General features: G+C 63.1%; 14 protein-coding genes. 3 read left to right on the top strand and 11 right to left on the bottom strand.

The window, feature by feature from the left end:
• Positions 1 to 76: 76 nt before the first annotated feature.
• From CUV01_RS09465 to CUV01_RS09440, 6 genes are all read right to left on the bottom strand, one after another.
• Entirely contained in the window at positions 77 to 994 is a 918-nt protein-coding gene (locus tag CUV01_RS09465) for a hypothetical protein (RefSeq protein WP_101460254.1), read from the bottom strand.
• Positions 991 to 2,289, bottom strand: a complete 1,299-nt coding sequence (locus CUV01_RS09460) for a tyrosine-type recombinase/integrase (RefSeq protein WP_101460253.1) — start codon at positions 2,287 to 2,289, stop codon at positions 991 to 993. Before CUV01_RS09460 ends, CUV01_RS09465 begins: the two co-directional genes overlap by 4 nt.
• 356 nt (positions 2,290 to 2,645) lie before the next feature.
• On the bottom strand, positions 2,646 to 3,248 hold the full coding sequence (locus CUV01_RS09455; RefSeq protein ID WP_101460252.1) for a pyridoxamine 5'-phosphate oxidase family protein: 603 nt from the start codon (positions 3,246 to 3,248) through the stop codon (positions 2,646 to 2,648).
• Positions 3,245 to 4,012 (bottom strand): lysophospholipid acyltransferase family protein, encoded by a 768-nt coding sequence (locus CUV01_RS09450; protein ID WP_101460251.1) that lies wholly within the window; start codon positions 4,010 to 4,012, stop codon positions 3,245 to 3,247. Before CUV01_RS09450 ends, CUV01_RS09455 begins: the two co-directional genes overlap by 4 nt.
• Positions 4,009 to 4,914, bottom strand: a complete 906-nt coding sequence (locus CUV01_RS09445) for a cell division protein FtsX (RefSeq protein WP_101461993.1) — start codon at positions 4,912 to 4,914, stop codon at positions 4,009 to 4,011. The genes CUV01_RS09450 and CUV01_RS09445 overlap by 4 nt, the downstream gene beginning before the upstream one ends.
• A 41-nt stretch (positions 4,915 to 4,955) precedes the next feature.
• Entirely contained in the window at positions 4,956 to 5,630 is a 675-nt protein-coding gene (locus tag CUV01_RS09440) for a cell division ATP-binding protein FtsE (RefSeq protein WP_101460250.1), read from the bottom strand.
• A gap of 84 nt (positions 5,631 to 5,714) precedes the next feature.
• Here CUV01_RS09440 and CUV01_RS09435 point away from each other — a divergent pair, with 84 nt between their 5' ends.
• A complete protein-coding gene (locus CUV01_RS09435; RefSeq protein ID WP_157994824.1) occupies positions 5,715 to 6,521 on the top strand; it encodes a zinc-ribbon domain-containing protein in 807 nt (268 codons plus the stop codon).
• Positions 6,522 to 6,523: 2 nt separating this feature from the next.
• On the opposite strand, the gene CUV01_RS09430 is transcribed toward CUV01_RS09435, so the two are convergent.
• The 4 genes from CUV01_RS09430 to argH are packed head-to-tail and all read right to left on the bottom strand — an operon-like array spanning position 6,524 to position 11,873.
• The gene (locus CUV01_RS09430) at positions 6,524 to 9,061 is read right to left on the bottom strand and encodes a DUF4175 domain-containing protein (RefSeq protein WP_232962177.1); all 2,538 of its coding nucleotides are present in this window, start codon (positions 9,059 to 9,061) and stop codon (positions 6,524 to 6,526) included.
• Positions 9,052 to 10,317 (bottom strand): diaminopimelate decarboxylase, encoded by a 1,266-nt coding sequence (lysA, locus tag CUV01_RS09425; protein ID WP_101460248.1) that lies wholly within the window; start codon positions 10,315 to 10,317, stop codon positions 9,052 to 9,054. The genes CUV01_RS09430 and lysA overlap by 10 nt, the downstream gene beginning before the upstream one ends.
• A complete protein-coding gene (locus tag CUV01_RS19905; RefSeq protein ID WP_198731797.1) occupies positions 10,318 to 10,464 on the bottom strand; it encodes a hypothetical protein in 147 nt (48 codons plus the stop codon).
• Positions 10,461 to 11,873 carry an argininosuccinate lyase gene (gene argH, locus CUV01_RS09420; protein WP_101460247.1) on the bottom strand — a complete coding sequence of 471 codons (1,413 nt, stop codon included), beginning with the start codon at positions 11,871 to 11,873 and terminating at the stop codon, positions 10,461 to 10,463. Before argH ends, CUV01_RS19905 begins: the two co-directional genes overlap by 4 nt.
• A 21-nt stretch (positions 11,874 to 11,894) precedes the next feature.
• Between argH and CUV01_RS09415 the strand changes: the two genes are divergently transcribed.
• Entirely contained in the window at positions 11,895 to 12,440 is a 546-nt protein-coding gene (locus tag CUV01_RS09415) for a TlpA disulfide reductase family protein (protein ID WP_101460246.1), read from the top strand.
• Here CUV01_RS09415 and CUV01_RS09410 read toward each other — a convergent pair.
• Positions 12,427 to 12,993, bottom strand: coding sequence for a DNA-3-methyladenine glycosylase I (locus CUV01_RS09410; protein ID WP_101460245.1), 567 nt, complete (start codon positions 12,991 to 12,993; stop codon positions 12,427 to 12,429). The genes CUV01_RS09415 and CUV01_RS09410 overlap by 14 nt on opposite strands.
• 96 nt (positions 12,994 to 13,089) lie before the next feature.
• Here CUV01_RS09410 and CUV01_RS09405 point away from each other — a divergent pair, with 96 nt between their 5' ends.
• Positions 13,090 to 13,908 (top strand): EAL domain-containing protein, encoded by an 819-nt coding sequence (locus CUV01_RS09405; protein WP_101460244.1) that lies wholly within the window; start codon positions 13,090 to 13,092, stop codon positions 13,906 to 13,908.
• Positions 13,909 to 14,072: the final 164 nt, after the last annotated feature.

Raw genomic sequence — 14,072 nt, 5'->3', positions numbered from 1 at the left:
GCGATGAACTCCAACGGGTTGCGTTAGGGTTCATCTTGGCGCGCCCTAGTTGAGACACGGGCGGGCCATGTCACAACTATTTTCGGTGGTGGCGGTACAAAAGTCGGCGATTTGCTTCGAAACTGGTACCGAAACCAGCTTTAAAAGCGGATCGCGCGGCTGCACTTGGGTTCAGCCTTTGGCTAAGTTTCTCGTACATGAACTCCAGCTTCGCGTCGGTCTCCGGGGTCGTTGTGCCCCGCGTCATGTCTCCACCCATATTCGAAGCACGCAGGGTCGCCGCACCGCGTTTAGCGTCCTTCTCGATTGCCTTTCCTGCCGCAGCTCGCCCCAATACCCCAGCGTTAAATGCCCTAGCGGCTATTTCGGCGAAACACTCCAGCAGCCACCTCTGTTCCTCTTCTGATGTCGCGTCTTCAGCCGGCGCGGTTGCCATCATCTGGGACAAGTTGCGAACCTCAGCCAGCAACCGAAGCGCCTCGGCTGCATAGGAGCGCCGAGACATACTTGCGGTGCCCGTTGTAACCTCCGAGGCGTCCGTCAGGGGCTCAAGAAGGACCCTCACTTGACGATCGGTTTCGGCCCAATCGACCGATGCCTCTGGAGGGTCGCCGTCCACGCGGCATTCGATTTCCGGCAGGGTCGTCGCCAAGTACTGTCGAAACTCATCGGCATCCTCCCATTTTTCCTGAAACGCCGGTGCGTCCGGATCTTTAGACCCGGGCGGGCGCAAAGTTTCCTCTCGGCATTCGGTGCCATTTTCCAAAGTCACCTTCGGCAGATCGTTCAGCACCTTATCGCGAATTGAGCGAAGATCGCTTTCATCGGCAAAATGACGCCAGAAAGTGTCGAACTCGCCTATTGCACGTCTGCACTCTCGTTTGCATCTATCCAAGTCGGCCGATTGCTTCGCCCTCCACTCGGCCTCTCTGGCGGCAAGAGCTGCATCGACAGCCTCATCATAGATGCTCAGCCAATGAGCTTTGTGGGTCATCCAGAAATCCTAACCACCTTTACGCAGGGCCGGTCTTTTCCGGTCAGAAAATCTGCCCATGCCGTCATCATGGCACGCCTCTTTTCGATCATGTCTCCACGCCTGTACGCTCGTTCGGTCTCGTCGCCGACCTGGTGCGCTAGGGCGATTTCCAGCAGCTCGCGTGGATAGTCAGTGCACTCGGCTCCCCAATCCCTGAACATGCTGCGGGCGGTGCCATGTGGGACAGCAGGGCGCTTCGAGCGGGCGTCGACATACCCGATGCCGTCCTCTTTCGCCTTTGCTTCGTGGATGCGTTTCATCGTTGCGCTGATCGCCGCATCAGACAGCATCCCGCCACGGGCGGCAGGGAAGACGAGCGGGTTGCCCTCCAGCCGAGGCAGCGCCTTCAGCAATGCAACCGCTTGAGCGGTCAACGGCACCCGATGTTCCCGATCCATCTTCATGCGGTCGGCGGGGATGACCCAGAGACCCTTGTCGAGATCGATTTCGAACCAAACCGCGCCACGAACTTCTGCCGAGCGGCTTGCACACAGCACAGCAAATTCCAGCGCGCGTGTCCCGATGCCCGACCGCGAACGCACGTCAGCCATCCACGCCGCCGCATCATCCAGAGACACGGCGGGATGATTTCCGCGCTTTGCCACTTTCTCCGGCTTGGGCAGGTCTTCCTTCAAGTTGCCCTTCCATGTCGCAGGATTATCGCCGGTCCTGTGGCCGTTAACGGTCGCCCATGAAAGGATGTTTTCCACCCGGCCGCGCAAACGCCGCGCCGTCTCAGTCTTTGTGGTCCAGATCGGCGACAGAACCCGAAGAATGTCTTGGCGCTCAATGTCCGACACCAGTATTTCGCCGATTGCCGGGATTGCGTACATCTCGACACTCGATCGCCATATCTGACGGTGACGCTCGCTGCCGAATTCTTCCATCCGCGCGGCGCAATATCGATCCAGCGCATCGGCAAATGTCAGGCTGCGTCGTTGGGCCGTCGCCAGCGCAGCTTGCTTGGCTTTTCGATCCTCGACGGGATCAATTCCCTGCCTGATCTGATCAAGGGTGTTGCGCGCCCGCTCACGCGCTCCGGCGAGGGTGATGGATGCGCCGCCCAAGCCAATCTCGCGGCGCTTGGCTCCGATACGCGTCCGCAGCACCCAAGTTCGCCCGCCGTTCGTCGTGAGCTGCAACAACAGACCGGCCACGCCGCCGACGGCGAACGATACAGGCCGCGCTACACCGCCAGGATGCTTTAGGCGCTTCACTTCCAGCGCAGACAATTCCTTCGCAACTCGCGGCATTTTTGTATCCTCATACCTACCCGCCCATAAGTCATCACATTTCGTGCGACAAGATGCAACAGATTGCGGGTTGATTCCGTAGAACATCGCCACAACGAACTGATATTTAGATGATTAATATGAAGGGGTGCGACTTCTCGCAACGCTACTGCGGCAGTCTCCTCCGCTACCAAGTTTTCCCGATTTGTCGCATCCGGTCCCATGAATCGCAGGCATGCGATCCGCCTTGTTGCGCTGTCGATCATCATGTCTGCGGCACATTGGGGAAAGAGCCGGCTGTCCACGCAGCGCGCGCGGCCTCAAGCCGGTCCGCGCATGGCCGAACGCTCACACGCGCCACGAGCCCGCCCGGCAGGCTACCACATGCTCTTGGCGGCGCGCGCGGGCCAGGTGGCGTCGTAATCTGCGCCGCCGACCTCGCCGTCGGTCATGCCCGACAAGATCTGCCCGGGCTTGGCCAGGCCCTGACTATCATCTGCCCCCGACCACAGACCTGCACGCAACACGGCGCGGGCGCATTGAAAATAGACCTCGCTGATCTGCACCACGATTACGGTGCGGGGCAGTTTGCCCTGCCGCGCGAAACCCTGTCGCAAATCGGTGTCGTCGGTCAGCCGGGCCGAGCCGTTCACGCGGATCACCGTGTTCGATCCCCGGACCAGAAACATCAGGCTGACGCGCGGGTCGCGGGCTATATTGCGAAGGGAATCGATCCGTTCGTTGCCCTGCCAATCGGGCATCGCAAGGTGCGCATCGTCGATGATCTGCACCACAGGGCCGTCGTCGCCGCGCGGGCTGCCATCGGTGCCCTCGGGGCCAACCGTGGTCAGCACGCAAAAGCGCGACGCCCTGAGGAAACCGGCGTAATCCGCAGTCAGCCGATCCGCCACTTTCCGCATCGCAGCCGGTTGCGGTGTGCCGTAGATCGCCGCCAGATCGTCTTCGCCCAGCCATTTCATCCCGTGAACCCCGCTTCGGCCATCAGCCTGTCAGAATTGGTCTCGATCACCTCTTGTAGATGAGGGATCAGTCGGTTGCTCGGCAGATCGGCGGGCACGGCAGGCAGGAATTCGATCACCGCACGACCAGGGCGGATGCCCCAGCCCTTGCGGGGCCAGAAGAGGCCGGTATTCACGGCCACCGGAATCACCGGCAAACCAGTGGCTGCGCGGATCGTTGCGACACCATGTTTGTAGGGTTTTTTCTGCCCGGGCCGGGTACGCGTGCCCTCGGGATAAATGATCAACTGGCCAAGCGCATTGCGCTGCATGCGTTCCTTGATCTGCGCCGAAATCGCCTTCATCGCGTCCTTGCCGCGCGAACGGTCGATGGGAATGCAGCCAACCTTGTAGGCGTACCAGCCCATGATCGGCACGCGCATGACCTCGCGTTTCATGATAAATGCGCGGTCGGGCAAAGCATAAGCCAGCGACAGGATATCCCAGAAACACTGATGCTTGGAGGCGACGATACAATCGCCCGTGGGCGGGGTGCCGCGAACCTCGGTCACGATGCCCAGATGAAACCGCGCCGCCCAGATCAGATAGCGCAGCCAGACTGTCGCCACATGCTTGGCGCCATCCCTGCCCCGACGCAGCACCACGAAAATCCCCCAGGCGCCATAAACCAGCGTGGCCAGTGCGATATGCACATAAAACAGCACATTCTGGACATATTGCCAGAGGGTCAGCTTGCCGGGTACGGGGCTGTCCGCCCGGCTCATCTGATCTGCCCCAACATGCTCAGCGCCGCCCAACGCGTCGCCAGGAAACCGACCCCTGCGGCAACCAGCGGGATCAGCAGCGCCCAGAGCCAGTGCCACCCCTGAAAGCCAAGGCCGGTCAAAAACTGGCCGCTGTCATCCATGTTCGGCAGCGCAATGATGGCCAACAGCCCCAGCAACGTGCCCACCGATGCGCCAATCGCCGCCCGCCGGGTAAAGCGCCGAACAAAGGCCGTGGCGATGGTGATGTCGCGCGCGCCGATCAGCCGCAGGACCCGGATCACCTGCCCATTGGCCGCCAGCGCCGCCTTGGCCGCCAGCGTGATCATCGCCGCCGAGGCCGCCGCGATCAGCAGCAGGGAAAACACCCCCATGGCCTGCAACCGGCTGGCAGCAGACACCAGCGGGCGGCGCCACTCGGTATGATCGTCCAGAACGGCACCCGGCACCTCGCCTTCAAGGCGCAGGCGCAAGCCGTCAGCGTCGAAATCACGTGCATCGGCGATGGGCAGCTCGATCAATCGCGGCACCGGCAAGGCGTCGACCGGCACATCCGGGCCGAACCAGGGGGTCAGCAGATCCGCAACCTCATCAGCCTCCAACAGATGCGGATCGCCCACACCGGGCGTGGCGCGCAGGATCTGCATCACGGCATCGGCCTGTGCGTCGATTTCGGCCGACGGCGCCGAAACGCGGACGGTCACGGTCTGGGCCAGCGAATCGGACCAGCGATCGGCCAGCCGTCCGGTGGCCAAGGACAGGGCCAAGGCGAAAACCGCCAGAAAGGCCATCGCGCCCGCGGCAAACAGCGTCAGATGCGCGGTAAAGCCTGTAGGCGGCACGATCCGGTCGCCAGACGCGCCCTCGCCAGCCTTGGCCAGACTGGTCAAAAGGCTGCGCAAATCGACGCCGCGTACAGAGCGGCTGTTCAGTTTCGGCAGTTTCACAGATCCGCCCCCGCCAAATGCAGCCCGCCATTGGCAATCCGCAAGACACGCGCCGCAACCTGCGCCTTGGTGGCCCGGATCAGGTTCAGGTCATGGGTCGCGACCAGCACGGTCTTGCCCGATTTGTTCAGCTCGATCAGCAATTGCATCAGCCGCATCGACATATCCCAGTCCAGATTTCCCGTCGGCTCATCCGCCAGCACAAGATCGGGCGACAGAATCACCGCACGCGCCAGCGCAACGCGCTGACGTTCGCCACCCGACAGCGAAGCCGGCATCGCACGCGCCTGCTGCGCCAGCCCGACCCAACCCAACAGGTCGCGCATCGCCGCCATGTTCACCGGCTCGCCGGAAATGGTCATCGGCAGGGCGACGTTCTCGGCCACCGGCAGATGGTCCAGAAATTGCGGGTCCTGATGGACCACCCCGACCTTGCGCCGCAGCGCCGCGATACCGTCACGGCTCAGGCCGCGCATATCCTTGCCCAGGGCGGACATTTGCCCCTCTGTCGGCAAGAGATCGGCATAGCAAAGCCGCATGAAGGTGGTCTTACCGGCGCCCGACGGCCCGGTCAGGAAATGGAACGACCCCGGCTGCAGGCTTAGCGTCATGCCCGATAACAGCGGCGCGCCTCCCTGATAGCCAAAGCCGGTATCCTGCATCTCGATCACAAGGCACCCCCTTCTGCGCCCGGCGGCTTGGAAGCCGGGCTGTGGCTTGATAGAACAGCGTAGCGCCGAATGCGAGGGGTTGGGATGGGCGAATTACGGCTGAAATGCCCGGAATGTGGCACCGAATACCGGCTGGCCGAGGGCGCGATCCCGGCGGCAGGGCGGAATGTCGAGTGCTCGTCCTGTGGTCACGTGTGGTTGCAGCCGGGAAATGCACCTGCGCCGGCCACCAAAGCGCCGCAAGCAACACCGGAATCGGCACCAAAAACGCCGGCAGCTTCGCAGCCGCAACCGCAGCTGAACCGCCCGCTACCAGCCTCGGTCCTGTCGGTGCTGCAGGAAGAGGCCGAACTGTCCCGCCGGCAACGTGGCGGCGAGGTGGCGCCACCTGCCGCACCGCCGAAACAGCCGCCCGGCGAGCCCGCCGAGGACTGGCCCGCCACCACCGTCACCGACGGGGCCTCTGTCGGTGCCAGCATGACGCTGCCGCTGGCTACGGACAGGCCACAAACCGGTCCGGCGCCGTCACGCCACATAAACGCCAAACCAAGCCGCCCGGCTCAGGCCGCGCCCGCCCATCAGACGATGGAAGAAACCGTCACGCGCACCACACCGCACCGCGCCGATCCGCCCCCCGAGCCACAGAAGGAGGCCGCCGATCTTTCGTCGATCGCCCGGCCCATCGATGATCACGGTTCTTCGGCTTATCGGCGTGGCCTGCGCTGGTCGATCGCCATCGCGGCGGCATTGCTGCTGGTCTATCTGGCCGCGCCACGCCTTGCCGATCAAGGCGCGCCCGGCGCCAAACTGATGGAGTGGCGCATCGCGGTTGATGATGGCCGAAACTGGCTGCATCAGCGCCTTTTTGCACCGCAAACCGAGACTGACTGACCTCAGAACCGGTCCAGCAAGCGCCCCAGATAATCGCGCTCGTCCTCGGGCCGGGTCCGCTCGCCGCTGCGCCGCCGGATCTCATCCTGCAGGTCGCGCGCGCGCGCGGCCGGATCGACGCCCTCGGCCAGCGGGTCGCCATCGGTGATGGTGTTGCCATTGCCTGACAATTGCCGGCCCAGCGGGTCGCGGTCAGCGCGGCGGTCATAGGGCAGCCCTTGTTGCTGACCATCGCGCATTGCCCCGCCCGGCTGATCGCCCTGCTGACCCTCTTGTCCCTGCTGCTGGCCCTCTGCGCGACGCTCGCCCTCGCCCAGCATATCGCCCAGCGCACGCATCCCCTCGCGCATCGACTGGATCGCATCGGCCTGACGATCCATCGCGCCGGGCATATCGCCATCGCGCAGAGCCTGTTCAGCCTGTTCCATGGCGCGCCCGGCCTCATCCAGATTGCGACGGGCCGCGTCGCCGCGTTCAGATCCCTGACCGGGCATCAGGCCCTGCTGCTGACCCAATTGTTCGCGCAATTCCTGCTGACGCTGCGCCAGTTCTTCGTTGCCCTGCTGGCCGCCCTGACTGAATTGTTCCTGCATCTCGCGGAACGCCTCGTCCGACAGGCCTTGCTGCTCGCGCAGCGTATCGGCCAGCCGGTTCATCGACTGGTTACCCTGCTCGCCCGACTGACCCTGACCTTGCCCCTGACCCTGTGACTGGGTGACCTGCATGTTTTCCATCATGCGGTTGAACTGTTCCAGCAATTGCTGGGCCTCGGCCATCCGGCCCTCGTTCATCAGGCGCTGGATCTCATCCATCATCTGCTGGATCTGATCGCCGGTGATGACCTGGCCCTGCTGTTGATTGTCGGTAAAGCGATCTGCCGGGTCGGGTTGGCCCTGCTCGGCCAGCATGCGCATATATTCATCGGTCGCGGATTTCAGCTCATCCATCAGGCGTTGGATCTCATCAGGGCTGGCGCCGTTGCGGATCGCTTCGGACAGTTTTTCCTGCGCCTGCTTCATCCGCTCCAATGCGTCGGCCAGCCCGCCATCTTCCAACTCGATCGCAGCCAGCCAAAGCGCCTCGGCCAGCTTGTCGCGATCCTCGGGCGACAGGGTCGTCGTTTCCAGCACGCCGACGCTGGCGCGCAATTGCAGATACAGGATTTCATCGACGAACCCGTCGGGCTGCCAGGTCACCGCGCGCAGGATCTCGGCGCTGCGGCCGGCATTCTCGCGCGACCACAGCAGATCGCGCCGCATTTCGATCAACGCGGCAGCCAGCGGGTCAAAGAAACGCCGCCCCGGCAGAACGGTCTGCATCGGGGCCGATTGCCCCTGCTGATCGATCCCGTCCAGCGCACTCAAGGTCACCGTGACCGGCAGATTGGCCCAGGGGTGCCGCGCCAGATCCTGCACAAGCTGCCCCTGAACCTCTTGCCGTGCGCCACCGGGCAGCGGCAGTTCCAGCGCCACGGCCTCTCGCGGCTCGGGCGCCACGGCCAGACCGAAACGGCGGTCGACCGCCTGCAGATCCAGCGCAATCCCGGCCTCTGCCGACACCACACCATGATCGTCCTCGGCAAAGAAATCCTGCACCAAGCGGCCATCGGCACGCCGCGTCGGCGCATCGCCAGGGCGAATGAGCGGCGCGGCATCCGGCAGAACGATGATGTCAAAGTGCCGCCCCATCACCTCGACCGCGCCTGATTGCATCGCGGTAAAGGCGGGCGCCTGCGGGTCCTCGCCTGGATCCGTCCCAACCGTCTGCGTGACCGTTGCATCTTCGCCATAAAGGCGAAAACTGACGGCGCTGCCCTTGGGCAGTTCAAGCACCTCGCCCTCGGGCAGAGCATTCAGATAAATCGTCGGGCGTCGCGTATAGGCCGGCGGCTCGGCCCAGCCTTCCCAGCTCGGGCCGGTCGCCACGGCATCACCGCGCTCGATCTGAGGACGCAAGGTCGCGGCCACCGCCGACAGCCCATCACCCAGATTTCCCGCGCCGCCAAAGATCAAGGCCATGGCCAGCGCCACCATCGCCGCCAGACGCAGCGCAAAGGGATCGCGCCGGGTCAGCCCGGCATCGGGCGCCACCGCCCGCGCCGCCGCAGCCCGCGAACGCATCTGTGCCTGATGCGCCTGCCACAGCGCGCCCTCATCTCCCAGCGCCGCGTGATCACGCAGCGCCGACAACGGACGCCCCGGCAGTTTCTCGTCAACGCGCGTCAGTGCGGCGCCCGAACCGACACGCGAAAACCGCAAACCGCCCCAGACCGCCGCCGCGATCACCACCAACAAAGATGCGCCGACGGCCCAGGGCAGCACCATATTCGGCAGCGCCGCCACCAGCCCCAGCCAGAAACACGCAAAGATCACCGCCAGCAGCGCCGCCAGCGGCCAAAAGGCGCGGGCCACCTGCTCCCACACCATACCGGCATGGGTCAGGCGGATCGCCCGTTCTTCTTCATGAAAATATCCCGCGGGGGTCCGGGGGCGCGAAGCCCCCGGTTCTGCCTCGCCCCGGCTGAACCGCGTTAGAACCATTCCGGTATGGTATCGCGCGACAGGATTTCCTCAATGCTTGGCCTTGCCCGAATGACGGCAAATTGATCGCCGTCGACCAGAACTTCGGGCACCAGAGGCCGTGTGTTGTACTCGGACGCCATCACCGCGCCGTAGGCCCCCGCCGATCGGAACGCGACCAGATCACCGGCCAGCATCGCCGGCAGTTGGGTCCCCTTCTGAAAGGTATCGCCTGTCTCGCAGACCGGCCCGACCACGTCATAGGGCAGGACATCGACCCCCACGGCAGGCTCGTTCACCGGCACGATGTCGTGATGCGCGCCATACATCGCAGGCCGCAGCAGGTCGTTCATCGCGGCATCGAGGATCAGGAAATCCCGCCCCTCGCCCTGTTTCACATAAATGACCGAGGCCAGCAGCACACCGGCATTGCCGACGATGTTGCGGCCCGGTTCGATTTCGATTTCACAGCCCAGATCACCCACGGCATCACGGATCACCTGCCCGTATTCGATGGGCAAGGGCGGCGCGCTATTGTCGCGGCGATAGGGAATGCCCAATCCTCCGCCCATATCCAAACGGGTGATTTCATGGCCATCGGCGCGCAGCGCGCGGGTCAGATCGGCCATCTTGGCATAGGCTTGGGCATATGGGTCCAGATCGGTCAACTGGCTGCCGATATGCATGTCGATGCCGGTCACACGGATCCCGGGCAGCTTTGCCGCCTCGGCGTAAACCTCGCGCGCCCGCGCGATCGGAATGCCGAATTTATTCTCGGACTTGCCGGTTGCGATCTTTTCATGCGTCTTGGCGTCGACATCGGGGTTCACCCTGATCGCAATCGGCGCCTCGGCCCCCATGCTGTCGGCCAGTTGTGACAAGGCCCGCAACTCGGGCTCGGATTCGACATTGAATTGCCGGATACCGCCTTCCAGCGCCTGCCGCATCTCGGCCACTGTCTTTCCGACGCCGGAAAACACGATCCGCTCGCCCGGCACGCCTGCCGCCTTGGCACGCGCATATTCCCCGCCCGAGACGACATCCATGCCCGCGCCCATATCCGCCATCAACCGCAGGATCGCCAGATTGGAATTGGCCTTCACCGCATAGCAGATCATATGATCGGTCCAGTCCAGCGCCTGCTGGAACAGCCCGAAATGCCGGCGCAACGTGGCGGCCGAATAGATATAGACCGGCGTGCCTGCCGCCGCCGCGATCCGCGACAGAGCCACCTCTTCGGCATGCAGATGACCCTGCTGATAGTTGAAATGATCCATCTACAGCGAGGCCTGCACACCGAAACGCGCGTCGCCGGTGACACTGACCCCTACCTGCTGCTCAAGCCGGGGCGAGGGCCGTTCGGGCGGGCCATCAACGCCGCAAGCCGTGACCAACAGCGCTGCAATAATCGCGATTACCTTCATGCCAGCGCCTCTTTCCCCAATACGTCATTCCAACGCGCAATCTGCGCACGCACCTGATCCGGTGCAGTTCCGCCATAGCTTTGCCGCGACGCGACCGAATTGTGAACACCCAGCACCGAATAGACCGACTGGTTGATCGCCGAATTGACCGATTGCATCTCGGCCAGCGACAATTCGTCCAGATCGCAGCCCTTCTTTTCCGCCATTGCGACCAGCGCACCGGTGGCGTGATGGGCGTCGCGGAACGGCAGACCTGCCTCGCGCACCAGCCAATCGGCCAGATCGGTCGCGGTCGAGAAGCCGGACGAGGCCGCAGCCTGCAGATTGGCACGGTTGGCGGTCAGATCCGACAGCATCCCGGTCATCGCGGCCAGGGCCAGCATCAGGTGATCGGCGGCGTCAAAGACCTGCTCCTTGTCTTCCTGCATGTCCTTGGAATAGGCCAGCGGCAGCCCCTTCATTACCGTGAACAGCGCCACATTCGCGCCCAGAATCCGACCGATCTTGGCGCGGATCAATTCGGCGGCGTCCGGGTTGCGCTTTTGCGGCATAATCGACGACCCGGTTGACCATTTGTCCGACATCGACACGAACCGAAACTGCGCCGACGACCAGATCACCAGTTCCTCGGCCAGCCGCGACAGGTGAACGGCGCAGATTGACGAGGCCGACAGGAACTCCAGCGCAAAATCACGGTCGCTGACGGCATCCAGCGAATTGGCCATGGGCCGGTCGAAATCCAGCGCCTTCGCCGTCGCCTCGCGGTCCAGCGGATAACCGGTGCCAGCCAGCGCAGCAGCACCCAGGGGCGATTCGTTCATCCGCCGCCGCGCATCCTGAAAGCGCGACAGATCGCGGCCAAACATCTCGACATAGGCCATCATGTGATGCCCCCAGGTCACCGGCTGCGCGGTTTGCAGGTGGGTAAAGCCCGGCATCACCCAATCAGCGCCTGCCTCTGCCTGCGTCAAAGCAGCCCCGATCAGCGCACGCAGCCCGCCGATCGCCGCATCGCATTGATCGCGCACCCACAGCCGGAAATCGGTGGCCACCTGATCGTTGCGCGACCGGCCGGTGTGCAGGCGGCCCGCCGGTTCGCCGATGATCTCTTTCAGCCGCGCCTCGACATTCATGTGAATGTCTTCAAGTGCCGGTGAAAACGGGAAATTTCCGCCCTCGATCTCTGACAAGACCGTGAGAAGGCCTTCCCGGATCGCTGTCGCATCGTTATCGCTGATGATGCCTTGCGCGGCCAACATGGCAGCGTGGGCCCGGCTGCCCCGGATGTCCTGGGCATAGAGCCGCTTGTCATAGCCGATCGAGGCGTTGATCTGTTCCATGATCGCGTCTGGACCGGCGGCAAAGCGCCCGCCCCACATGCTGTTGGCGGTCTTGGTCTGGTCGGTCATTTGCGATCCTGTGGAGGTCATATGCTGCGTTCGCTTCTGCTTTATACGGCGCTGGTTTTCGGTGCAAATGCGGGTTTCGCCGGTCAGATCGACTTTGAGGCCGCTCAGGCGAACGGGCTGCCCAAGCTGATAGAGACCGAGGCGACCGATCTGCCCGATACGGTTTTCCTGGATGCGGACGACAACGAGGTGACGCTGGCCGATTACGAAGGCACCGCCTTGCTGGTGAATTTCTGGGCCACATGGTGCGCCCCCTGCCGCGAGGAAATGCCGGCGCTGGATGAATTGCAGGCCGAACTGGGCGGCGATGACTTTCAGGTCCTGACCGTTGCGACGGGTCGCAATTCACGCGAGGCGATCGACAAGTTCTACGACGAAACCGGCATCGAAAACCTGCCGGTGCTGACCGATGCCAAGCAGAAACTGTCGCGCGATATGGGCGTGATGGGCCTGCCGGTCACCGTGCTGATTTCACCCGAGGGAAAAGAGGTCGCGCGGCTTCTGGGCGATGCCGACTGGGCGTCAGATGCGGCCAAGCAGGTCGTGCGCGAACTTACAGCCCCTTGACCTCTGCATGGCGCGGGCAGGTGGTCATGTGATCGTTCACCAGCCCGCAGGCCTGCATGAAGGCATAGGCGATCACCGGCCCGCAGAAATTGAAGCCCCGCTTTTTCAGCGATTTAGACATGGCCGTCGATTCGGCTGTTGATACCGGCACGTCACCCATCGAGCCGGGCGCATTCTGGATCACCTCACCGCCGGTGAAGGACCAGATATAGGGCGTGAACCCTTCTGACTGCTCGATCTCAAGGAACCGCTGCGCGCCTTTGACGGTCGATGTGATCTTGCCGCGGTGACGGATGATACCGGGGTTTTGCAGCGCCTTTTCGATGCGCGCGTCATCCCAGGCGGCCACGCGCTCGGGGTCGAAACCCTCAAATTCTTCGCGGAAATTGTCGCGTTTGCGCAGGATCGTGATCCAGCTCAGGCCGGCCTGAAATCCGTCCAGCACCAGCTTTTCCCACAGCGCACGCGGATCGCGTTCGGGCACGCCCCATTCGGTGTCGTGATAGGCAACATAGGTCGGATCGGTCCCGCACCAGGGGCAGCGCTCGTTCATCACGGATTAACCTGTTTTCGACAAAGCATGAGTGATTCACCGGAAATTAGAACAATATGCGAATAGTGCAACGACGCAGACACAGGAGGCCAAGACGTGAGCGGGGGCAATTCGTCGAAATCCGGTTCGCCGCTGGATTTCGCCATCAATCGACAAAGCCGGATCACCATTCCGGCTGTGCAGGCAGCCGTGGCCAAGGGCAACGCCCTTCTGGCCTATCAGCCGGTGGTGCAATCGAAACGAACGGGCAAACCTGCCTTTTACGAAGGGCTGATCCGAATCGTCGATGATTCGGGGCGGATCGTACCGCTCGAGGACTTCATGCCGATTGCCGAAACCACCGAACTGGGGCGGCAGATCGACTGTTTGTCGTTGCAACTGGGCCTGACGGCACTGACCGAAGATCCGTCCCTGCGCCTGTCGATCAATATGTCGGCGCGCTCGATCGGCTATCCGAACTGGATCCATATTCTCCGCGCGGGCCTGTCCGACGCGCCCGACGTTGCCGAACGCCTGATATTGGAGATCACCGAAAGTTCGGCGATGGAGTTGCCAGACGACGTCAGCCATTTCATGCGCGAAGTGCAGAACATGGGCGTCAGCCTGGCATTGGACGATTTTGGTGCGGGTTACACCTCGTTCCGCTATCTGCGCGATTTCTGCTTTGACATGATCAAGATCGACGGCCAGTTCGTCCGCGAAATATCCAGCCATCCCGACAATCAGGTCCTTACGCGTGCGCTGCAATCAATCGCCACGCATTTCGACATGTTCACCGTGGCAGAGCAGGTCGAGACCGCTGACGACGCAGCCTTCCTGATCGACATCGGCATCGACTGCCTTCAGGGCTATTATTTCGGCGCGCCGACCATCGCGCCGCCGTGGAAAAGCCCTCCGGCAAAGGCGCAGCAGTAACGTTAACAGAATGGCCTGCTGAATGACCCTCGCCAACCGGGCGTGATGACGGGGGCGTAGGCGCCGGACGCCCGCAGCGCCCAAAGACGCCGCCGCAAGCCGCCGAACCGGGATCATTTGTCGCGGCTTCGTGGGCGGCACCCGGCCATTATTGGCCAACCGCC

This window comes from Paracoccus tegillarcae (genome assembly GCF_002847305.1).
Lineage (GTDB): Bacteria > Pseudomonadota > Alphaproteobacteria > Rhodobacterales > Rhodobacteraceae > Paracoccus > Paracoccus tegillarcae.
Note: the sequence above shows the minus strand (reverse complement) of the source record. Positions and strands in the feature narration are given on the sequence as shown.